Here is a 22,448-nt window from a genome sequence, read left to right as displayed (position 1 = left end):
TGCTCCAGTACTTTCTTCAACGCGTTCCGGTCGATGAGGGGGCCTGTAGTGACCCCTTCGGTGAAGCCGTCGCCGACCTTCAGATCGCGAACGCGCTCGGCTAGTTTCGCAGCAAAGGAATCATAGACACCCTCCTGAATATAGAAGCGATTGGCGCAGACGCAGGTTTGCCCAGCATTACGGTATTTGGAAATCATTGCGCCGTCGACAGCAGCGTTGAGATCCGCGTCATCGAAGACGATGAAAGGCGCGTTCCCCCCGAGTTCGAGGCCAAGCTTTAAGATCTGCTCTGCGCCTTGCCGCATCAGCAATTTTCCGACCTTGGTCGAGCCCGTGAACGTGAGCTTTCGGATCTTCTCATTTCCGCAGAATTCCTGACCGACCATCACCGCATCGGTCGTGGTAAGCACAGAAAAAAGACCGGGTGGCAGACCGGCGCGTTCTGCAAGGAGAGCCAGAGCGAGCGCGGATAGGGGTGTCTCAGCCGCAGGTTTTGATACTATACTGCAGCCGGCAGCGATCGCGGGGGCCATCTTCCGGGCAAGCATCGCATTCGGGAAGTTCCACGGCGTGATTGCCCCCACAACTCCAATGGGCTGCCTGATCACGATGATGCGCTTGTCCAGCTGATGACCTGGAATGGTGTCCCCGTAAACTCGCTTTGCTTCCTCACCGAACCACTCGACGTAGGACGCACCATAAAGGATCTCTCCCCTCGCCTCCGGCCATGGTTTTCCCATTTCCAAAGTGAGGATGGTGGCAAGATCATCGACATTCGTGACTAAGAGGTCGTAAAGCCTTCGCAGGACTACGGCGCGTTCCTTGCCCGTCCTCTTCGCCCAGTTCTTTTGGGCAAGATGAGCAGCCTCAATCGCCGACTTGACCTCCTCTTCACCAAGATCTGGAAGGGTTGCGAGCACTTTGCCGGTTGAGGGATTGGTGACCTCGAACGTGAGGCGCCTTGAACCTGCCGCTACCCACCGAGTCCCTACAAGAGCTTTATCCGTAACTAACGACTTGTCTTTCAACTTTGCTAGAACTGTTTCAGAAATTGACATTGGTTTCTCCGTCTCGGTGCGAGCCAAAGAGCCGCCGTATATATCTACCTAGGATAGAACTTAGCGCTCTATTGGACATTGGATTTTTTATGGATGGGCAGATTGCAGAAACGAAGAGTAATCTCCAGCACCGCTGAACGATCGTCACGGAATAGACCCCTCTCCGCACCTCTCAGAGGACGCCTCCCCATCCGACCCTGCGGTGAGGATGCGGCCACGAACGACCGGCGGCCGGCCTTCCAAGTACCGTGATTTCGGTTTTGCCATATCGACAATAAATCAGTATAAACAAAAGTTTAATCCCCGCTTCAGTCCGTTAGTTCGTCGGAATAGACCACGGCTGGAGAAGGAGCCCTGAAATCTTCGCACTGCACAGCTTCCACGGCTTTCTCAAGGTCATGCACCAGCAACGAGATATACTCATCTCGCAGCGGACCGAGCACCAATTGTATTGCCCCCGGCTCTTTCAGCAAGTTTATCTTCCAGCCATAATCCTTCATCTTGCTCGCAATCGAATATACGTCTGAGTAGTCGCTCCCTATTCCGACCACGTTGAGCTCAGCCCCGCCGACTATTTTCAAGCCAGGGCATCGTTCAACGAAAGACAATATGGCATCTCTCAGCTTGAGGATTTGACCCGCGCGGGAGAGGTATCCGTCCCGGCCCAGATAGCGCATGACCGCCCAAGCCGAGGCGATTGCACCCCCGTTACGCGTCCCAGTAAGAACCGGTGAACGATAAAGTCCAGCTGCCCATGTATCGAAGATGAAAGGTTGATGGCGGGCTACCTTATTTCTATAGAAAACGCCCGACACTCCCTTACCACTATAGCCATACTTGTGGAAATCAGCCGAAATTGAACTTACGCCGGGGACTCGAAAATCGAATTCGGGAACGTCTCGTCCGAGCTCGCGCACAAAAGGCGCCAAAAACCCACCAACGCAAGCGTCCACATGCAACCAAATCCCGTGTTTGCTGGCAATTTCCGCTAATTCTCGAACTGGGTCACAAACGCCATGCGACCAAGATGGCATTGACGCGAGCATCATGACTGTGTTTTCGCTAACTGCTTCGGACATTGCCGAGACGTCTGCGCGGAAATTTGCATCCACTGGAACGCGACGAATGGTATATCCCAAATATCGCTCGTATTTCTCGAATGTGGGATAGCCCGTCTGCGGAATGATTATTTCGGATCGAGCTATGTGAGGCCGTCTTTCTTTGGCGTTCGCTAGGGCAGCAGCAGTAGCGAGAAAGAGGCTCTCGGAACCGCCGCTGGTCACGGCGCCAGTTGCATCCTTTCCAGCGTGGAACAAACTAAGCGCCATCTGTATTAGATCGCGTTCAAATTTTACCACGGTCGGGTAGTTGTTGCCCTTCGTAAAAAAGGCAAGGTGAGCGGCCTTGGCAACTTCGAATGTGCCATCATCAAGCAGGAGCCCGCGGTCGTTGAGCCAACGATCTGGGAACGTCGAGCGCGGATCTGCGTCTTGTGAACGCAGCTGCTTTAGTTCTTGTTCGATCTCGTCCCGGGTCATTCCACTCTTTGGGAACGAATTGCTAATAGAAGTTTCAAATTGTTCGGCTTGCATGTTTAACTTCTCTTCGAATAGTGTTTGCATGGTAGGAATTCTAGCCAACCGCGTCCAATAAGTGTTTTTGTTTTCTGCCACCGATCGGAAAAGTCCTTCTTGGAATTGGCCTTGGCTTTCGAGAACTTCACCGTCCAGCGGGCATCGCGGTCCTTCTGGCGCAGCTTCGTCCATGTGTCCGGAACCTTGCCCGCCTTGATGTCGGCTTTCTCGGCGTCAGTGTTGCGCTCACATGGGCATTTCAGGATCGAGGGATCCTGTTTGCGTCGTTATCTAACCTACTAAATTCGGAGAGGGCTCCGATCGTTGTAAAACCGATACAATCGGGCCGGGCTTATTAGACTAGCTGTCCGCGGCTGGCACCTGGGCCTTCTTCATCCAAATCCGTTTTGACACGCTATGAGTTGGCTACTCGGCACCTCCTGCGGCGGCGTCGAGCTTTGGAGCCTGGCAAGTTCGGCATACGGGATATGACAGCGGATGGTGTGACCGGGCTGGGCCTCGGCCAGTGGCGGCACCTGTTCCTCGCAGATCGATCCGATTTTGCGCGGGCAGCGTGTGTGGAAGACGCAGCCTGATGGCGGGTTGGCGGCGCTGGGGATTTCACCGTCGAGACGAATGCGCGCCTTCTCGGTCTGATCGAGTTTTGGAACGGCCGACAGCAGCGCTTCGGTATAGGGATGATGCGGGCCGGAAAAGACGTCTTCCGACGGTCCGAGTTCCATGATGCGGCCTAGATAGAGCACGGCGATCTTGTCCGAGAGGTAACACACCACGCCAAGATCATGCGAGATGAAGATGTAGCTGACGTCTTCCTTCGATTGCAGGTCGACGAGCAGGTTGAGGATCGCCGCCTGTACGGACACGTCGAGTGCCGAGGTCGGCTCGTCGCAGACGACGATGCGTGGATCGCCGGCGAAGGCACGCGCAATGGCAACGCGCTGCTTCAGCCCACCTGACAATTGACGCGGCTTAACGGCCAGATGCCGTTCGGTGAGGCGCACCGAGCGGACGAGGTCTTCGAGGCGCGTCTCCAGCGCCTTGCCGGAGAGGCCGGCCAGCCGTTTCAATGCGCGGCCGAGGATGTGTCGGATCGAATGCGAGCGGTTGAGCGCTGAGTCCGGGTTCTGGAAGACGATCTGCATCGCCTTGACCTGATCGTCGCCACGGTTCTCCAGCTTCGGCGCCAGCGCCTTGCCCTCGAGCTCGATGGTGCCGCCGTCATCGGGCGGCACGAGGCCGAGCAGCAGCCTGGCGAAAGTGGTCTTGCCACTGCCGGACTCGCCGACCAGCCCCAGCGTCTCGCCGGGCCACAGATCGAGCGAGACGTCCTTGACAGCACGCAAGGGATGGCCATGGCTGGCATAGGTTTTGTTCAATCCCGCGACGCGCAGCACAGGTGCCGCCGCCGGCTTTGGTGCAGGCGCCACATCGCTGGGTGTGGCGCGCGGAAGGGCCTGCGCCTTGTCGTGATAGTGGCAACGCGACAAGCGCTTTCCGCGCTCGTCACTCAGATCGTAGAGCAACGGCAATTCGGTGCGGCAGCGCTCGTCGGCGAGCGCACAGCGGTCGGCGAAGGCGCAGCCCTTGATGTCGGCACCAATGCCAGGAAGGAAGCCCGGAATAGTATCGAGGCGGCCCTGGCCCTTGCGCTTGCCGCCGCTCGGCAGGCAGCGCAGGAGTGCTACGGTATAGGGATGGCGCGGGTCGTTGAAGACAACATCCGTCGGTCCTTCTTCCACCAGCATGCCCGCATAGAGCACGCCGACCCGGTCGCACATGTTGGAGACGACCGCGAGGTTGTGGCTGATGAACAGGATCGAGGTCGAGAGCTCTTGCCTGAGCTGTACGATGAGGTCCAGCACCTCGGCTTCGACGGTCGCGTCGAGGCCGGTGGTCGGCTCGTCGAGGATCAGCATCGACGGGTCGTTGGCCAGCGCCATGGCGATCGCCACGCGCTGCTGCATGCCGCCGGAAAGCTGGTGCGGATAGCGCTGCATCACGCTAAGCGGATCGGAGATGCGCACGCGGTTCAGCATGGCGATGGCGCGATCGGTCGCCGCCTGTCCAGTTATGCCGCCGAGCTCGAAAATCTCGGTCAGTTGCAGGCCAACGCGGATCGACGGGTTCAGCGCCTTGCCCGGATCCTGGTAGACCATGGAGACGCTTTCGGCCCGCGCCCGCCTGAGCGCCTCGGCGTCCAGCTTCATGACGTCCTTGCCGTCCAGCGAGATCGCGCCGCCGGTGATCGAGCCGTTCCTCGGCAGATAGCGCACCACGGTGAGCGCCACAGTGGATTTGCCGCAGCCGGATTCGCCGACCAGCCCGTAGGCCTCGCCTTGGCCGATGTTGAGGCTGAGATTGCGCAGCACCGCGCGGTTGCGCCCGGCAACACGGTAGGCAACGGACAAATCGTGCAGTTCGAGTGCGTTTTCAGCCTTTGCGGAGTTAGTCATTGAGCGCTCCATGGACGCCGTCGGCCACCAGGTTGACACCGATCACTAGCGAGGCGATGGCCAGGGCATCGAACAGCACCGTCCACCAAAAGCCACCACTGATCATGCCGTAATTGCTGGAGATCGACAGCCCCCAGTCGGGTGAGGGCGGCTGGATGCCAAAACCCAGGAAGGAGAGCGTAGCGACCGCGAAGATGGCGTAGCCGAGACGCACTGTCGTCTCCACCAGGATCGGTGGGATGACATTGGGCAGGATCTCGACGAACATCGTATACAGCGCGCGCTCGTGCCGAAGCTCGGCGGCGGCGACATAGTCGAGTTGGCGCTCGGTCAGCACCGCCGAGCGCACCGTGCGGGCGATGATCGGCGCGAAGCTCAGCCCTATGAGGACAACAACGGTGGCCGTGGAGGTGCCGAGCGCGACGATGGCGAGCAGCGCCAGGATGACACCCGGGACGGCCATGAAGGCTTCGAGGATGCGGCTGACGACATCGTCGACGATGCCGCGGAAATAGCCGGTGAGCAGGCCAAGTGCGGTACCCGTCACCGTCGCCAGCAAGGTCGCCAACGGTGCGACGGTGAGGATATCGCGCGAGCCGACGATGACGCGCGAGAAGACATCGCGGCCGATCTGGTCGGTGCCGAACCAGTGTTCGGTGGAAGGGGGCGCCAGGGCGTTGATGATGTCGTCGGCGAGCGGATCATAAGGCACAAAATGTTCGCCGAACAGCGCGCAGGGAATCCAGAACAGCACGATGGCAAGACCGACAAGGAAGGTTCGCGAGCGCAGCAGCGAGAAAAGGACTTCGGCAAGCGGACCGCGCTCGCGGGTATCGTCGGGGGCGGGGGAAGTGGTCTGGACGGCGCTCATTGATCTGACCCCAGCCGGATGCGCGGATTGAGCACGGAATAGAGAAAGTCAACGGAAAGCGTCGCCACGGCATAGACAATGCCGATGGTCAGGGTTCCCGATTCCAGCATCGGGAAATCCTTGCCGCGCGCGGCGGTGACGATCAGCGATCCGATACCCTGGTAGCGGAACAGCGTCTCGATGACGACGAGACCACCGATGAGATAGCCGGTCTGGGTGGCGATCACGGTAATGGTCGGCAGCAGCGCATTGCGCAGCACATGGCGCCAGATCACGGTGCGCCAGGGGAGGCCCTTCAGCACGGCCGTTCGCGTATAGTCGGAATCGAGCGCCTCGATCATGCCTGAGCGCGCCATGCGGGCGATGTAGCCGAACAGCACCAGGAACAGCGGCAGCGAAGGCAGGATCAGGTAGTAGAGTTGGGTGAAGAAGCCGGAGTCGCGCGGCCATGCCGCCGAGATCGGCAGCCAGCGCAGCCAGACGCCGAAGATCAGGACTAGGATGATGCCGGTGACGAATTCGGGCAGCACCGCCACCGACAGGCCGCCAAGACTGATGATGCGATCGAGTGGCCGATTGAGATTGAGTGCTGCAACGACGCCACTAAGAATGCCGATCGGCACAACCAGCACGAAGGCGACCGCCGCGAGCTTGATCGAATTGCCGAGCGCGTCGATGACGAAGGGCGCCACCGGCGAGCGGAAGATATAGGACGTGCCCATGTCGCCCTGAACGAAATTCCAGACCCAGGTCGCATATTGGGTGAGCAGCGGGCGATCGACACCGAGCGTGTGATTTAGCGTATCGACCGCGCGCTGGTCGGCGAAAGGTCCCAATATGGCGCGCCCGACATTGCCGGGCAGCACCTGGCCGCCTAGGAACACCATGACGCTGAGAAGGAACAGTGTGACGAGTGATAGAGCCAGGCGCCGGACAAGGAAGGAGAGAATGGCCTTATACTCCGGGTGGGGCCAGCCCCGGTGAGGAGCTAGCTGTTACACGATTGGCTTCGCTTTCGGTTCAGGCTTTCGACGCTTTATCGAGGAAAAGTTGCCCCATGGCCGTCGGCTGCACGCCTGTCACACCTTTCGCGGTTGGCACCAGTAGGTCGGAGAAATAGCCGAAGATGACCGGTGTTTCCTCGAGCAGCAGGTTCTGAATCTTGCCGGCCGAGGCCTTCTGCGCCTCGAGATCGAGAGCCGCAATGTAGCTGGACACGAGCGCGTCGTAATCCCTGTTCTTGAAATGCGCGGCGTTCCAGGTGCCGTCGCTTTTCAGCGGCGCGGCAAGCAAGACGTTCGGCACGCCGCGGTGAGCGTAGTCCGTGATGCCCATCACCGAATCCAGCCAGTTCGACTTGCCAAACACCGCATCACCATAATAGCGACCCTGGTCGAGGAGGTTCAGATCGAGATCGATGCCGATCTCCTTGACCCAGTTCTGGATGAGCTGCGCGTATTCGGGGATATCAATATAACGCTCGGTGGTCAGCGTCACCTTGAAGCCTTTGCCGGCGCCCGCCGCTTCCATGAGCTGCTTTGCCTGTGCGATGTCCTGCTTGCGTTGCGGCACGCTTGCATCAGTCGAGGGGTAGATTGGAGCAAATGGGCTGTCGTTGCCTAGTGAAGCTCGGCCCTTATGTAGGCCGGCGACCAGCTTGTCGCGATCGAGGCAGAGCGCAATGGCGCGACGTACGCGCGGATCCTTGAACGCGTCGGAATCACAGCGCATGTGAAACTGGTTATGCGCGGACGTCTTCGCACTTATGATATTAAAGTTCGGATCGTTAAGCAGGACAATGCCGGCTAGAGGCGATACCGCGTTCATCATATCGACCTGACCGCCCTGTAATGCCAGGATCTGCGACTGCTCATCATTGAAGAAGGTGAATTCGGTGCGCTCGGGCAGCGCCATCAACCCCCAATAGTTTTCGTTTCGGACGAAGGATGCGCCGACCTTTGGTGTGTATTTCTCCAACTTGAATGGTCCAGTGCCGTCGAAGCTCTTCTCGTAGTCGCCCTTGTAGCTGGCAGGCAGAATGATGGCATTGTAGTTGTCCGACGACAGCATGTAGGGGAAGTTGCCGTTCGGCGTGTCGAGGTGAAATTCGACCGTGTAATCGTCGACTTTCCTGGTGGCACCCTTCTGCAGGATTCCCTTGAACACCGACAGCGCATTGGAAGAACTCGCCGGATCCGCGAGGCGGTCGATGCTTGCGGCCACGTCGTCGGCCTTCATCTCGCCTCCACTGTGGAACTTGACGCCTTTGCGCAGCTTGAACGTCCACACCGTGCCTAGGTCGTTGGACTTCCAACTTTCAGCTAAAACCGGTTGCAGTACAAGGTCTGGACCGCCAACGCAGAGGTATTCTCCGGCCTGCTGCAACAAAACAAAACCAGTAAAGTCACTAGTGGTCACCGGATCGATTGTCGCCGTCGGTGCGATGCAGGCGACGCGAATGGTGGCGCCGGGCGTACCTTGGGCGCGAGCGAGCGAAGGCAAGCCGCCGAAACCCGCGACGGCAGTTATGCGGCCTAGTAGCGGCAGCGAAACACCGAGCAGGCTGCCATGGCGGATGAAGTCGCGACGGCTGACCCGGCCGTCGACCAGGCCATCGATGAGGTGATTTTCATGCGGCGAACGATTGCGCCGGATGAGATCGAGAATGCGATAGTTCTTATTCATGGGTTACCCCTTCCCCTATTTTCTTTTGCTGGCGAATGATCGACGAGATTCGTACGATTCTCCCTCACCCGGCCGTCAACGAGAGCTGTCGACCGGAGTGCTAGCACACGGTCTCACCCGGTCTGTCTGTTGCTGGGCGGCGGAAGGGCTAACCACGAGAAAGACTGTAATTTGCCCCGAGCCGGAAATCCGATGCTTGAATAAAGCTGCGACCGCATTGACAGCATCACCCTCCGACTTTTTTGGACTTTAGCATCAGGGGCAAAGTAGGGGTTGCTGAAGTTTGCCTCCAAAACGAAAAGATTTTCTGAGCTCGACTTTGCCCATTCCTGCAGGATAGCAGAGCGCGTGAGCCATACGCAGACAACGACATGACGGGGTCGTCATCGCGTGCGCTCCAACACCCACGGATTCTCGACCATTTCGAAATCCATCCGCACTCCGGCTTGCGCTTCCTCTCGCCATGCGAGTTCAGGGCGAAAGCCACTGGTGCTTAATGGAACTCGCTGCCTGTCCGGTCAAACGGGGCTACCTCCAGGACCCGGCCCTCCGGCCCTATGAGTTGACCCTCGACGTTATTTGCAAGACGTGCGGTGTCTACGATTAGGTTAATGCGTCGGCACCACCATCGAGTTGCCTAAGGCGCGACCGTCAACTAAAGATGACGAGATGAGCAAGTTTGGTAGCATCGATTACCGTATTCTCTGTGCACTCCAGAGAGGTTTCGGACTGCGGAGAAGATCGACACTTTGCAATGTGCGGGCACGAGATCGTGACTGCGCGAATTGCAACTTCGCCAAAAAAGAGGCTGTCGCGGAAGCTCGTTCGACGACAGCCAACCTGCCCTGGGAGGGTGGGGAACCGGGGTAACGCTCATGATCGTGTTTTAGTGATGAGAACGTCGCCCATCACTATGGGCAGTCGCACGTTCTGACACCGTGACGAGCAGCGCTCCGACGCCAGCCCTGCTCAGGCCGCCTTGGCGGAATAGCCGTGAGCAGCCTTCACCGAGCCCGGTGAAGACGGCAAGGCGTCTAGCGCAACCGGAGCAACGTCGAATTTCCGGTTGCCGGCGACCAGCTCATTTTTCCGCAACAAGATCCGCTGTCATCTTCATCAAAGCAGCGCCAAATTCGGGGTCGCTGGCGGCTTTGTTCTCGAGGACACCGAGGTAGACAACGACGGTGCCCGTGTCAGGGTTCGCGAGCATATACTGCCCACCATAACCACTATGTCCGAACCACGTGCCGTCGGTGTACGTTTGACGGCTATAATGAAACCAGTCTAACGGCTTTGCCAGGGAAGGGCCGGGATTGCGGCGGGTCTCTTCGATGAAGGCGGCATCGCCGACGCGGCGGCCGTCGATACCCTCGCCCTTACGCGCAAAGAGCAGTCCATAGCGTGCGAGATCGCGGGCGGTGAGACAGGCGCCACCGGAGACAGCCGGTACACCTTCTCGGTCGCAGGTCATATGGAAGCATCCCTCGATGCCAGCCGCCTCGACGATCTCGATCAGCCAGTCGCGCAGCGGCCGGCCACTGGCCCGCTCAATGATCCAGCCAATGACGTCGCTGTTGGCCGACTTGTAGAGCGCCTCGCCGCTGCGATTCACGAGATCGTCTCCGGTAACGCCGCAGAGGAAGGAGCGAGCCGTCTCGTCCTTTTGACCCTCCGCCGGCAGGCGCCAGCCACCGGCGACGTCCATGTCGAAGGACGAAGTGTAGGGGTCGCTGTAGTCCTCGCTGAAGTCGTTGACGACGTTCATGTCTGCGACCGCCTTGACGGTCGCCTCAGCGTAGCCTGTACCGATCTCCGGCAGATAGGCGCCTACTCGCTCGTCGAGATCGACGAGGCCGTCGGCCACCGCGCGACCGAGCATGAGGTTGAGCGTCGTCTTGGTGATAGACATGATGGCGTGCGGCTTCTCGGGCCCGAAGTCCGGCGCATAGGCTTCGTAGAGGACGCGATCGTCGCGGACCACGACGAAGGCCGAAAAATGCGGCATGCCGAGGAAACGTGCGACGCCGGGACGCTCGCCAATAGTCCAGTCGATCTCCTTCCTGAGTGGCAGGACGCGGGGGGCGCGCAGCGACATCGAATAGAGCATCGTTGTGTGGATATTATGGAAGCCGTGGCGGCGGTGGTCGGGCAGATTCCAGCGCGCCGTGTTGTCGAACAGGGTGATCAAGTCAGGATTGGGGATCGACGGGACAGTCATGCGGTTGGCCTTTACAAGTTCCGGTTGTTAATAAGACTTAGGAGGAGTGCGCAGTGCGAAGCTCACCAACAAGTGCGCCAAGGCCAATTCGATCGATTGCATACTCAAAGCTGATGACGATGCCAAAGTTGCCCAAGTAGGCCGCAGAAAGAGGCCAGTGTCCGCGCCCGCGACAGCGTCAGCATCTTCATAGAACTCGATCACGACGTTCATACGCGGATTGACCTGGTCGTGCCCTCGCGGGCTAGCTGCGTCAATTCCGTGGGCGTCACTTCGCCCGCGCTCACGAGCGAGGCCAAAACCGTGGCATCGCACTCTACGTGTTCGCTCAGTCTCATTTCGGCCGCCCACCGATCCCACAAGGTTGCACGTGAATCGTTATCTACCGCACGCCTTTGGAGGAGCGCATTTTCGACGTCAGTACGGCTCATGCCTTTTCTCGGCAGCACCTCGTTGCCATTTGAAAACGCTGATCGCTTCCAGGATGCACCTTGCGAATACCCTGGTTCCTCAAGAGCTACCCCCGTCTCCATCATAGCTCGTCGCCCGCCAAAACTCCTTAAGGCTGACGTTAACATCGCAGGTTATGGAAGTGTTGCTGATTTATGCCCAGTTTGAGAAAACTCCTACTGAAGAGAAACAAAGAGTCGAAAAATAATTTTATGAGAGCCAAGCGGCTCAGCGCGCTGTTAGCCGTGGCTGATGGCTAAAAACGCTCCATACTTTCGAGCCCCACACGACGGCTACTAGCCGGTCAGAGGCGAGCAGATCGCTGGTGACGCGTGCCGCGCTTGGACATCGCGAATCGCCGAAACGCCCGGTTGCAACGTCTCAGCCACCGCCCGCGCCTTCTCGTCAGAACAGCGTCGCCGAAATTGCCGCAGTGCACCTTCAAGTCGTTCGGACACAGCCGCGACCATATGGAAGTTTAGGGATGTGTTGCAACGTTTTGATTACCGGCGTTGTGGCAGAAACCTCCGACCATTTTCGGAGGGCGCTATGTTCAAGCAACGCCTGATCTGCTTTGCTTGCGCTGGTACTTGGCCTCACATGGCTTCTTGTGGTCAAGGATCAAATTCAGCAAACGTATGAGCAGAACTCCAGGACTCTATCGGCATCCAATGTCTGGGTCCGGTTGCATCCAACCGTCTTCGAGCACGATCAACCTCACATGCGGTCGCTGTTCAGTACGGCTGCACAATATCCCGTGTGTGGACGCCCTGTCGGATGCTTGAAGTTTTTTTCTAAAGGCGTGGTGCGCAGGTTCAGGTGCTTCCGTGTGTCCGACATGTTTGGATGCGGCCGGTCATCGACGCCAGGCGATGACCACGTGGGAAGCCATGAGTGCACGGCCTGCCTGAGAAGCGCGGTATCGGCCTCTCGCGGCCGCATTTCAAACAACGTGACAACGCCCGTTAATGATCTCCGGATCCATCGACCATTCCAACACTCTTGGCTTCTGCAGGTTTACCTCTATCGTTCCCATCAAAGACTAATTGGTCGAAACTACAGCACATTGATTATACCCCACTGTGAAAATGGACAGCCCGATCCTCTTTGGCAACCCGACTCACTACGTCGCTGAAATACCTTTCAACACCAAATTCAGGAGTTAGAAATCTCTCTGCGATCTCAGTATAGTGGTCAATGGAGGAAACAATAAATTTGATGTGGTAGTCAAATTGACCCATTACTTCGTAACATTCCATAACTTCGGGAATAACACACATATGGCGTTCAAAGAAATTTAATGCATCGCGATTTTGCCTCGATAGGACCACCTTAGCTAAAACAATCTGGATACTTTGCAACTTTTCAATCGCTATCTCTGCGATGTAACGACGTATGATTCCGTCTTTTTCGAGCTTTTTGACCCTCTGCCAACACGGCGACACGGAAATGCCGACCCTGTCGGCCAGGATCTTAATTGGAAGCCGGCCGTTTTCTTGGAGCACATCAAGAATCCGGTAATCCATGCGGTCTAGCTTGTTCATATCACTTACTCTAACCTACCTGAACGTTCCTTCCACAGTGCTGGCTATGTGCCGGCAGAGGATGCCGCGGCAATGCGTCGCCACCCTGCCACATTTGCCGAATGCAACAGCCCCTGCAACTGTGGGCTCACGAAAAAATGAGATAACGCACTATCTGTCGCGGCCTGAACATCAGCTTTGATGTTTCCATTGTCCTCTATTGTCTTACTGAGTCAGAAAGTCGCGGCTGCGTGGGATTCGCGCTGGTCGCGGATTTGTTAGGGTGCTGCCTGGTGATCATGGAAGCGCCCCGCCATGCCCGACTGGACAGCCGAGAGTGAAGCAGCATTCGACGGCGTTGTCACGTTGTTTGAAATGCGGCCGCGTAAGACCCACACCGCGCTTTTCAGGTAGGTCGTGCACTCACGGCTTCCCACGTGTCCATCGCCTGGCGTCGATGGGTTCGAATTTGTGCTGCAAAGCGGCTGGTCTGCGATGAGACGAGAGGTTTCGGACTGCGGAGAAGATCGACACGAAATGTTCCAATGAATTGGGCGCGTCTGGACGATCTCGTCGAGCATATATCCGCCCTGATCAACCGCTCTCGACAACCAGCATTTCCTTGAGGCCGCCTTCGTCACGGCCGGCAAAGAGAGCATTGCGGCGGTTCATGGCTGGACTTGTGATCGCGTTTTTGACGAGGTTGGGTCGATGTAGAGGCGACCGTCGTCCAGGAACAGCCGAAAGGCGGCCTGGCTGTTCAGCATACAGGCCATAGCCTCGCCGAGGTCGGACTTGCGCGAGACGCGCGGGGCGTGAGCTGTCAGCCAAGTGAAGAACTCGTCCACCAGCGGGCAGGACAAGTTCTGGCGGACAGCCCGGTGTCAACAGCGAGCGACCCGATAGCCCATTTTGCCGGTTTCAGCGGAATCCTGCCGGTCTACGGCTATGGCGGCTATCGTGTGCGGGCCGACAAGAGCGGCGTCGTGCTCGCCTTCTGCTGGGCGGATGTGCGCCGGCGCTTCTACGACCTCGCTGGGGCCGGTCCAGCGTCGATCGCCAGCGAGGCGCTCCAACGGATCGCGGAACTCTACAGAATCAGGACGACATCTGTGGACGATCGGCCGAGCAGCGCCGTGCCATGCGCCAGGATGAGAGCCCGCCGATCGTCGCCGAACTCTCGAGCCGTGGCTGCGCGAGAAGCTCGGTCCGATCAGCCAGAAGATTAAGCTCGCCGACGCCATCCGCTCACGCTTCCCCGTTGGGAAAGGCTCACGCGCTTCCTTGACGATGGTCGCATCGAGATCGACAGCAATGTCGTCGAGCGATCGATCCGCCCGATTGCGCTTAACCGAAAGAACGCGCTCTTCGCGGCTCCTACGGCGGAGCCGAGCATTGGGCCGTCATCGCCTCTCTGATCGAATCCTGCAAGCTGAACGACGTCGAGCCGCTCGGCTACCTCGCCGACGTGCTGACCAGGATCGTCAACGGTCACCCAAACAGCCAGATCGACGATCTCCTGCCGTGGGCCTACATCCCGGCTCCCGAGCTCCTGATGTCCGCAGTCAAGGGTTTAGACCGTAGAAGTGCGGCCGGTCGCGAGATCGGCTGTTCATTCTGATGGTCGCGCATGGATGGAGGCGGAACTGAAAGACGTCGGTGATCAAGCTCTGATGCGCGGGTTGGTTACCGCATTCTCGATTATGCGTCTGGGGCTGTTCCTATCTTAATTCGGGCGTCGGCCTTTGCCGGTTACAAACTGTCTGACGGACATTCCCCTGCCGTGGTCCCGGCTCCGCCCATGGGCGAGGATGTACCGCCGCTACGGCGACGGGATCAGGCCGCGCGCGCCTCCGCCGTGACAGCCCACATCAAGCCGGCCAGTTCACGGGCAATCGCGGTGCAGATCACCGTCGTCCGTCTGCCGCGCGCGGCCAGCTTTCGGTAGCGGGTCGTCGGTCGGACCTGGGCCTTCCATGCTATCTCACGCACGCGTGGCGGTGCCGCTCCAACTGGTATAGCTTCATCTTTCCGACCTTCGGTGGATGCCGATAGGTCCAGGCACTCTCGACCAGCATGTGCCGGACGCGGCCCTTTCCCCCCTTGTTGATGCCGCCGCGCCTGATCGTCTCTCCGGTCGATCGCTCGCTCGGCACGAGGCCGACATAGCCCATGAGCTGACGAGGGCTCTCGAAGCGGCCCACGTCGCCGACCTCGCTGGCGAACGTCACGGCGATAATCGGATTTACTCCACGCAATGCTTGCAGCGCCTGCACAAGAGGCGCCAGAGACCAGGCGGGAATGAATTCCCCGATCGTGCGCTCCAGGAGCTCGACCCGTTCTTTCGAGACGCCCACCGCTTCGACCATCTCCTGGAGCGCAATCTGATGTGCGGGATGATCGAAACGCTGCTCTTGCAGCCAGCGCAGGTAGCGCATCATCCCACTCGTATTGCGGGGATAGAGCCGACCATGCTTGAACATGAAGGCGCTCACTTGCTGGCGGTGAGCACGAAGCGTCTCGACCGCTGCAGCCCGAGCGCGAACAAGATCTCGCAGGGCCTCGTGGCTTTCGTCGGACACCCACACTCCTCCAGTCAATTCGCCCCCGCGTAGCAGTCGGGCGAGAGAAACGGCGTCTCGACGGTTCGTCTTCACCCGATCGCATCCGTGCCCGAGCGATCGGATCAGGCGATACCATAGCCGGTCGGGCCGGCCTCGTAGCAGAGCACACAATCAAACCTGCCCGGCGATCCGATGAATGACCACGCGCATGCTCGCGGCCGACGCCTCGACTTCGCCAAAGAAGCGAACTTCTCCCACCCGGCCCGCATCCGCAATCGCGATGGCGTTCCTCAGCTTGGCAACATCAATTTCGACAAATGCTTCCCTATAATCTGCCACGGCTCGTCCTCCTGTGATGAGGATCGGCTCGGCCCGCCCGAGCAACCCTCGGACGCGCAGTGTAGGGCGAGCCACCTCACCGGCAGAGGCGGACATACGGTCTTACGCGGCTACGATGGCGGCAGAAGCTATGGGGAGAGCGGCGTGGGCGTGAAATGGTGCCTCCGTTGTTCAATGAAACGGATGGATATGCCCCATGAGCCAAGTAAGTGACCTGAGCCGTTCCCTTGCTCCCTTTGATCAAAATACCACTCTGACGGTAGTCGTTGAACTGAGCGAGGCCAGCTGGCTGGTAGCTGGGTTGATTCCCGGAATTGAGCGCCAACCCGTAAAGAAGCAGGAGCCGGATCCGGTCGCGCTGCTGCGGCTGCTGGAGCGCTGGCGGTTGGAGGCAATGAAGGCAGGCAAGACGATTGGAAAGATTGCCCTCGCCTTTGAGGCGGGACGGGACGGCTTTTGGCTGGCGCGGTGGCTGCAGGCTCGCGACATCGCAGTGCATGTCGTCCATTCGACGAGTGTCGCCGTGTCACGCGAGCATCGTCGAGCGAAGACCGATCGACTGGATACGGCGATGCTTATGCGGTGTTGGTGGGATGGCTGCGTGGCGAGCGCGGACACTGCCGGATGGTCGCTATCCCAACGCTCGAGCAAGAGGACGCCAAGCGTCCGAGCCGTGAACGGGAAGGTCTGGTCGGCGAGCGCACACGGATCATCAACCGAATGAAGGCGAACTTGGCCCGGCTCGGCATCCGCGGGTTCAAACCGGCGTTGCGCAAGGCGCCGCAACGGCTCGCCGCGTTACGCACACCGGAGGGTGTGCCGATTCCACCTAACACGCTGGACGAGATCCGACGTGACATGGATCGGCTCGCTGTGGTGCGCGAACAGATCAATGCGATCGAAATGGCCCGCATCGAGCGGCTGGAAAAAGCGCCTGCGGCAGGGCCACACGCTATGGTGCGCCTGTTGGCCCGCGTCGTCGGCGTGGGAATGGAAACTGCAGACATGTTGGTTCAGGCAGACATGTTGGTTCAGGAGGTGTTGTCCCGAAACCTTCGAGACCGGCGAGCCGTGGCCCGTTACGTTGGCCTCACGGGTTCGCCCGACGAGAGTGGCAAGAGACGACGAGAGAGAGGATTGGCCAAGGCTGGCAATGCCCGCGCGCGTCGCGGGCTGATCCAACTTGCCTGGCGGTTCTTGCGATTCCAGAGCGACAGCGCGCTTGCGCAATGGTACCGATCGCGGACTGGTGGCCCGAAGGGTGCGCGCAAGACAACAATGATCGTCGCACTCGCCCGCAAGCTGCTCATCGCGCTTTGGCGCATGGTCACCATCGGCGAAATCCCGGCGGGCGTCGCGCTGCGGCAGACAATCTGAATACGCGACATGGTCGTCGCGCGGCGGATCGACTGTCGCGACGAGTCGAAGCGTAGCGATTCGAGGTGGCGGTGACCCGAACAACTCCATGGCTCCAATGCCGTCGGCAGAATGGGCCCGCCGCCTCGGAGCCTTGCTGCCGAAGCCATTTACTGCTTCATGGTCGGGATCCCCTGCGGATCCGACCGAATACAAGGTCGCGGCGCGATGCTTTGCGCCCCAAGGCAGGCTCCCCTCGAATTGCTCACCTGTTCCCGATCCGGGTTCACGCCCGCCTCGCTCTCGCGGTCGACCGCCCCGCTTTTGGCCCAGGCGCCGGCTGTCGAGAAACTCAAGGAAAAGATTGCTGAGAGCCACACCAAGAACTTGACAGAAAAATCCCCATACAAGGAGTTGTAGCGTTGTAGCCGATGCGAGGCCCGATACGCCGTGCAAGTCTCGACACGGCCGCCGATAGCGGCCGTCCGCCACGCCATGATCGCGCTCATAACACGACGCTCAGCCTGGCCCAGAGACCCAGACGGCGGTCATGCTGCGGGATGTAACCCTCGGCGTGGTGGCGCAGGACATCTGCGAGTCTTGGCGGGAGCGAGCTGTGTGGGGAGCGGGCTCGCGCACGACCCGCGACCGACCTCAGCCGGGCGGCGTGACGTCCAGGGTCAGGCGATCGAGCGGGCGCCGTCGCCCGGATGACGTGGGTCGCCAACATGCGTGTAGCGCGCCCTCGACAATACGGGAGTCGTGGAGAGAACGCCGAACGCGATAGCACGTCATCGGGAGGCAAGACGATCCTAGTTGGGCGGTTTCGCGGACATCGTCTGTCTGTCAGCGGCTTCGCGGCAAGATAGCTCATCCCGCTCGGCGCCAAGAGCCTGAAGATTACTCAACTCGCGATGATCGGCAAGTCGATGTAACAACCGACCGCGCCACGATGAAATTTGAGCAACGGCGGCGCGCCGTCGGCGGGAACATTGGCAAATGTGGTCTTGTCGCTGCCAGCAAGACACACCCTCAGACGGTATCCCGCCGGGAGGCGGGCGGAGATGGGATGCAACGAGAAGGTCAGGATGGCGGGCTCGCCCGGAATGAGCGGTTCGGCGTCGCGTTTCAAATAGCTATGCTGGGGTCCAAGCGCGCTGAACGGTGAGTCGGTCCACACCTTCCGGTGCAGGGCGCGCAACTGGCCCTCCGTGAGATAACAGGATACGCCATCCGGCTTGACGGCTTCGAGATAGACGAAAAAGGCGCCGTCCTCGCGGGTCGAGGTGATGTTCAGGTGCACGACAGGATGTCCGGTGATCTCGAGTTCGCTGTTCAACGGATCGCTGGTGTAGCCGAGGCGCACCCCGTCAAGCTGCCGCCGATCTCCGTAATCGACCTTTCCCGCGCCGCCAGTACTGGTGGCCCACCGGTTTGAGGGAACCTCTCCCAGCGCAGGATCGACCTGGAACGAGTCGAACCCCGATTCGTCGGGCGACGAACTCAGCCGGGAACCACTTGCCATGTACCACCGTTGGCGGGTAGCCGGGAGCGGCCACACGCGGGTCGATTTCCAACCCTCCCCAAGAGTGTAGTAATGGAGGATCTTCCCTTGCTCGCGGGCGGCATGACCGTTGAAGCACAAATCCGCGAAGCGGACGTCATTTGCGTCCTGGGTCGGCGGCGTTGGAGGGATCGCTTCCCCATCAGCGCGGAGGGGATCCCAAGGAGAATCGCCGCCGTGGTTCCACGGACCGATGATCACGTTCATCGGATTTGACTGCCCCACGAAACGGCGAACGGCTCCCTGCGCTGTGCCAGCGTCGAACCAGCTCGCCCAGTTTTGGATTGGGGCGCCTGAGCGAGAGACCCGATCCGCTGCTTCCATGACGCTCCAGTCGAGCATGGACGCTTCGCCCCAGGCCGCGAGGCGATCGTCCTTGAACGTCACCTGCTCGAGACCCTCCCAGACGGGTGGCACGGACTCATGATCGCGCAGGGCCGCCGCAAGGTCCGCGTCGCCGCCCGGCCCGACGGGACGAACGCCGGGCGACGGTCGGCGCTCGCCATCCCCGCTGACGAGCATATTTAGGTCCAGGTTCTTGCTGAGGCTGCCCCAGAGTCGCGCGCCGGAGACGGCGGGGATTCCACTTGGAAGCCAGACATATTCATAGGGATCGTAGGAAGCAAACCGCGGTATGATGCCTTTCATCGCCGGATGGTTCCGCTCCGCCATCCATTCCGCGGTGTTGGCGGTATAAGACGAGCCATAGCCGACGACACGACCCGTGGACCAGGGCTGTGCAACGATCCAGTCAAGCACCTCCGTGAAGTCCAGTGTCTCCTCACGCCAGCAGGGATAAGGCCACACGCCGAAAGATGCACCAGTGCCGCGAACATCACCTACGACCACGGCATAGCCATGCGGCACAAACCGGCCGGCCTCGCGGTGGGGCGGGTCTCCCTTGATGCCGCGCCAGTAGCGCGTCATCACCAAAATGGTGTCGCGCTTTGTGTTGGCTTCGTCGCCCATGGGGCGGACGATATCCAACGCAAGCCTTACGCCGTCACGCATGGTCACGTACAACGATTCCAGCGGACCGAGCTTGGATCGCCCCGCAGCGGTGCCATAGAGATCTAGGCGAAAGATGGAGTCTTGCGTCTGCCCACAATCGATGCCCGTTTCCGAGCAGCTATCGAGCTGAGTTGCGGCACATTCCTTCGATTCACTCATCAATTTGCTCCGGTCGAGCGCGAATGGCACAATGCCCTCATTGGGATTTTACCCGTAAATATTCTGGCTCGGCGGCCAAATGTCAGTGGTCCCGATGCCAAATTGCAGAATCGTTTTGTAAGTCTGAGACCCACAGCTCTCCTCGGTCTGGGTGCTCACGTCCTGGCGACCATAGTGGCCGTGAGCGTAGGAATCCGGGAAGACCTTCTCCCATGCACCAAGGCCTGATTGGCTGTTATCGGCCCCCGTTAGTTGTTCGTAACGGGCTGATTGGCTTTTCCCTCACCTCTTGATGATCGGCAGGTCGATGTAACAACCGGCCGCGCCCCGATGAAATTTGAGCAACGGGGGCGCGCCGTCGGCGGGCACATTGGCAAAATTCGGCTTGTCGCTGCCAGCAAGGCACACCCTCAGGCGGTAACCCGACGGGAGACGGGCGGAGATCGGGAACATGGTGAAGGTCAGAATGGCGGGCTCGCCCGGAATGAGCGGTTCGGCGTCGCGTTTCGAATAGCTATGCTGGGGTCCAAGCCCGCTGAGCGGCGAGTCGGTCCACACCTTCCGGTGCAGCGCCCGCAACTGACCTTCCGTGAGGAGATGGGATTCCCCGTCCGGCTTTACGGCTTCGAGATAGACAAAAAAGGCGCAGTCCTCGCGGGTCGAGGTGACGTTCAGGTAGACCACGGGATGTCCGGTGATCTCGAGGTCGCGCGTCAACGGCTCGCTCGTATAGGCGAGGCGACCATCGAGGAACTTTCGCCGATCTCCAAATCCCAGGCGATCGGTGTCCCACCGCATCGAGTTGTCGTCCTCCTGCGCCGCGGGGTTGACCTGAAGCGAGTCTAAGCCGCTATCACCAGGCGATGCTGTAAGTCGGGAGCCACTTGAAATGTACCAGCGTTGGCGGGTGGCCGGGATTGGCCAAACAGCGGTCGATTTCCAACCCTCTCCTAGGGTGTAGTAGTGGAGGACCTTCCCTTGCTCGCGGGCAGCCCGGCCAGAAAAACACAAGTCCGCAAAGCGGAGGTTATTCGCGTGTTGCGTTGAGAGCGTGGGCAGGATCGGCTCGCCATCTGCCTGGAGCGGATCGTAGGCGCCGCTGCCGCTGTGGTTCCACGGACCGATGATCACGTTCATTGGATTTGACTGGAGCAGGAAGCGGCAAACGGCTCCTTGCGCCATCCCAAGGTCGAACCAGCTCGCCCAGTTTTGGTATGGGGTGCCCGAGCGAGAGACCCGATCCGCGGCTTCCCTGTTGCTCCAATCAAGCATGGACGCTCCGCCCCAAATCGCGAGGCGATCATCCTTGAACGTCACTTGCCGAAGGCCCTCCGATAGGGATCGTCCCGGCTGGTGATCTCGTAGGGCCGCGGCGAGGTCGGCCTCGCCGCTAGGCCCGACGGGACGAACGCCCGGCGAGGGCAAATTGCGGTCCAAGTTTCTGACCATGTCAGCCCATGCCGTTCCGTAGGCGGTGGACACTCCACCGGGAAAGTAAACTTCTTCATAGGGATCGTAGGACGCAGCCATCGGTATGATGCCCTTCAGCGCCGGATGGTTGCGTTCCGCCATCCATTCCGCTGTGTTGGCGGTATAAGACAAGCCATAGCCGACGACACGGCCCGTGGACCAAGGCTGTGCAACGATCCAGTCGAGCACGTCCGAGAAGTCCAGTGTCTCGTCGCGCGAGCGGGAATACAGCGAAACCCCGAAAGATGCACCGGTGCCGCGAACGTCTCCGACGACCACGGCATAACCATGCGGCACAAAGAGGCTCGAAAAGTTCTTGTGCAGCAGGAGCTGGTCGACATCACCGGGAGGGAGGTCTGCCTTCTGGCCACGCCAGTAGCGCGTCATCACCAGAACGGTGTCCCGCTTGGTGTTGGCATCGTCGCCCATGGGACGGACGATATCCAGAGCAAGCCTCACGCCGTCGCGCGGAATGGTCACATACGCCGATTCCAGTGGACCGGGCTTTTCTCGCCCCGCGGCAGTCCTATGGAGATCAAGGTGGAAAATCGAGTCTTGGGTCTGCTCAAGAGCGAGGCCCGTTCTCGAGCATCTCTCGAACTGAGTTTCACGAGGTTCGTTCGGTCCTTTCACGAGTCAGTTCCTCCGGTCAAGCAACAGAGTTCAGGCGCAATGCCTTCATTGGGTTCACCCGATCTCGTCCCAACTCTGACTGCGACTGCCAGGTCAGCTCCAGGGGAATGGCGAATGCGAGGTCGGATGCAGCTTGCCTTCGGCGAAGCGCGAGAAGCGGAACGGCCGTAGCAGGTCGCTCTCGTTACCGCAGATGTCGTCGGCCACCAGCTTGCCGACGCCGATCATCTTGTAGCCGTGATTGCTGTCGGCGATCACGTAGACGTTCTCGCAGAACCGGTCGAACACCGGAAAGGAATCCGCCGTGAAGCTGCCGATGCCGCCGGACGGCTCCTTCTTGTATTTCGGCATGGTGCCCTCGAAGCGCTTCTGGCAGAAAGCCAGCGCCGATACCCACATGTGGGCAAAGTCGTCGCCGACGATGAAGTCCGGGCTCTCCGGGCCGTAGGGATCGATCTTCACCTGCTCTGGCGCAGTCGGCACCTTGAACGGCATGGCG

Annotated in this window: 13 protein-coding genes and 5 pseudogenes; 4 read left to right on the top strand and 14 right to left on the bottom strand. The window is 59.7% G+C overall.

Translation table 11 applies throughout. The features are described from left to right. The 7 genes and pseudogenes from CIT31_RS33295 to CIT31_RS33265 form a co-directional block, all read right to left on the bottom strand. The coding region (locus CIT31_RS33295) for an aldehyde dehydrogenase family protein (protein ID WP_095522036.1) at positions 1–1,058 on the bottom strand (1,058 nt) is incomplete at its 3' end. 308 nt (positions 1,059–1,366) lie between these two features. Further along, entirely contained in the window at positions 1,367–2,596 is a 1,230-nt protein-coding gene (locus CIT31_RS33290) for a pyridoxal phosphate-dependent decarboxylase family protein (RefSeq protein WP_280950427.1), read from the bottom strand. A 164-nt stretch (positions 2,597–2,760) separates the two neighbouring features. Beyond that, positions 2,761–2,886: pseudogene (locus CIT31_RS35630) on the bottom strand (IS5/IS1182 family transposase); the annotation flags it as partial. A 138-nt stretch (positions 2,887–3,024) separates the two neighbouring features. After that, positions 3,025–5,106: an ABC transporter ATP-binding protein gene (locus tag CIT31_RS33280; protein WP_236379299.1), complete on the bottom strand. Its 2,082-nt coding sequence runs from the start codon at positions 5,104–5,106 to the stop codon at positions 3,025–3,027. Then, positions 5,099–5,977, bottom strand: coding sequence for an ABC transporter permease (locus tag CIT31_RS33275; protein WP_095522034.1), 879 nt, complete (start codon positions 5,975–5,977; stop codon positions 5,099–5,101). The genes CIT31_RS33280 and CIT31_RS33275 overlap by 8 nt, the downstream gene beginning before the upstream one ends. Beyond that, positions 5,974–6,927, bottom strand: coding sequence for an ABC transporter permease (locus tag CIT31_RS33270; RefSeq protein ID WP_095522033.1), 954 nt, complete (start codon positions 6,925–6,927; stop codon positions 5,974–5,976). Before CIT31_RS33270 ends, CIT31_RS33275 begins: the two co-directional genes overlap by 4 nt. Before the next feature lie 70 nt (positions 6,928–6,997). Beyond that, on the bottom strand, positions 6,998–8,479 hold the full coding sequence (locus CIT31_RS33265; RefSeq protein WP_236379301.1) for an ABC transporter substrate-binding protein: 1,482 nt from the start codon (positions 8,477–8,479) through the stop codon (positions 6,998–7,000). A 66-nt stretch (positions 8,480–8,545) separates the two neighbouring features. On the opposite strand from CIT31_RS33265, the gene CIT31_RS35625 reads away from it, so the two are divergent. Continuing rightward, positions 8,546–8,701, top strand: coding sequence for a hypothetical protein (locus CIT31_RS35625; protein ID WP_236379303.1), 156 nt, complete (start codon positions 8,546–8,548; stop codon positions 8,699–8,701). Positions 8,702–9,743: 1,042 nt separating this feature from the next. Here CIT31_RS35625 and CIT31_RS33260 read toward each other — a convergent pair. From CIT31_RS33260 to CIT31_RS33245, 3 genes and pseudogenes are all read right to left on the bottom strand, one after another. Next, positions 9,744–10,880: a serine hydrolase domain-containing protein gene (locus tag CIT31_RS33260; RefSeq protein WP_095522031.1), complete on the bottom strand. Its 1,137-nt coding sequence runs from the start codon at positions 10,878–10,880 to the stop codon at positions 9,744–9,746. 1,520 nt (positions 10,881–12,400) lie between these two features. After that, positions 12,401–12,874 carry an Lrp/AsnC family transcriptional regulator gene (locus CIT31_RS33250; protein ID WP_095522030.1) on the bottom strand — a complete coding sequence of 158 codons (474 nt, stop codon included), beginning with the start codon at positions 12,872–12,874 and terminating at the stop codon, positions 12,401–12,403. 606 nt (positions 12,875–13,480) lie between these two features. Next, positions 13,481–13,734, bottom strand: a pseudogene (locus CIT31_RS33245) (IS66 family transposase); the annotation flags it as partial. Here CIT31_RS33245 and CIT31_RS33240 point away from each other — a divergent pair. After that, a pseudogene (locus CIT31_RS33240) lies at positions 13,669–14,271 on the top strand (IS66 family transposase). The pseudogenes CIT31_RS33245 and CIT31_RS33240 overlap by 66 nt on opposite strands. After that, a complete protein-coding gene (locus tag CIT31_RS36260) occupies positions 14,259–14,474 on the top strand; it encodes a transposase domain-containing protein (RefSeq protein ID WP_348629342.1) in 216 nt (71 codons plus the stop codon). Before CIT31_RS33240 ends, CIT31_RS36260 begins: the two are co-directional and overlap by 13 nt. A 215-nt stretch (positions 14,475–14,689) precedes the next feature. On the opposite strand, the pseudogene CIT31_RS33235 reads toward CIT31_RS36260, so the two are convergent. After that, positions 14,690–15,756 (bottom strand): annotated as a pseudogene (locus CIT31_RS33235) (IS110 family RNA-guided transposase). 196 nt (positions 15,757–15,952) lie between these two features. Between CIT31_RS33235 and CIT31_RS36255 the strand changes: the two are divergent. Next, positions 15,953–17,133: pseudogene (locus CIT31_RS36255) on the top strand (IS110 family RNA-guided transposase). A gap of 883 nt (positions 17,134–18,016) precedes the next feature. Here CIT31_RS36255 and CIT31_RS33220 read toward each other — a convergent pair. The 3 genes from CIT31_RS33220 to CIT31_RS33210 all read right to left on the bottom strand — a co-directional run. After that, positions 18,017–19,846 carry a CocE/NonD family hydrolase gene (locus CIT31_RS33220; protein ID WP_095522028.1) on the bottom strand — a complete coding sequence of 610 codons (1,830 nt, stop codon included), beginning with the start codon at positions 19,844–19,846 and terminating at the stop codon, positions 18,017–18,019. A 282-nt stretch (positions 19,847–20,128) separates the two neighbouring features. Then, a complete protein-coding gene (locus tag CIT31_RS33215; protein ID WP_245316552.1) occupies positions 20,129–21,796 on the bottom strand; it encodes a CocE/NonD family hydrolase in 1,668 nt (555 codons plus the stop codon). A gap of 246 nt (positions 21,797–22,042) precedes the next feature. Next, positions 22,043–22,448, bottom strand: a 406-nt coding sequence (locus CIT31_RS33210) for an FAD-binding oxidoreductase (protein ID WP_133116256.1), incomplete at its 5' end; no start/stop codon positions are given.

This window comes from Mesorhizobium wenxiniae, from assembly GCF_002284535.1.
Classification (GTDB): Bacteria; Pseudomonadota; Alphaproteobacteria; order Rhizobiales; family Rhizobiaceae; genus Mesorhizobium; species Mesorhizobium wenxiniae.
This window is presented reverse-complemented; position numbering and strand designations above follow the sequence as displayed.

What these genes read in the sequence shown, in the direction of transcription:
- CIT31_RS33290 (WP_280950427.1), bottom strand. Translation starts at nt 2,596, where the DNA reads ATGACCCGGGACGAGATCGAACAAGAACTAAAGCAGCTGCGTTCACAA.
- CIT31_RS33280 (WP_236379299.1), bottom strand. Translation starts at nt 5,106, where the DNA reads ATGACTAACTCCGCAAAGGCTGAAAACGCACTCGAACTGCACGATTTG.
- CIT31_RS33275 (WP_095522034.1), bottom strand. Translation starts at nt 5,977, where the DNA reads ATGAGCGCCGTCCAGACCACTTCCCCCGCCCCCGACGATACCCGCGAG.
- CIT31_RS35625 (WP_236379303.1), top strand. Translation starts at nt 8,546, where the DNA reads ATGGCGGATGAAGTCGCGACGGCTGACCCGGCCGTCGACCAGGCCATC.
- CIT31_RS33260 (WP_095522031.1), bottom strand. Translation starts at nt 10,880, where the DNA reads ATGACTGTCCCGTCGATCCCCAATCCTGACTTGATCACCCTGTTCGAC.
- CIT31_RS33250 (WP_095522030.1), bottom strand. Translation starts at nt 12,874, where the DNA reads ATGAACAAGCTAGACCGCATGGATTACCGGATTCTTGATGTGCTCCAA.
- CIT31_RS33220 (WP_095522028.1), bottom strand. Translation starts at nt 19,846, where the DNA reads ATGAGTGAATCGAAGGAATGTGCCGCAACTCAGCTCGATAGCTGCTCG.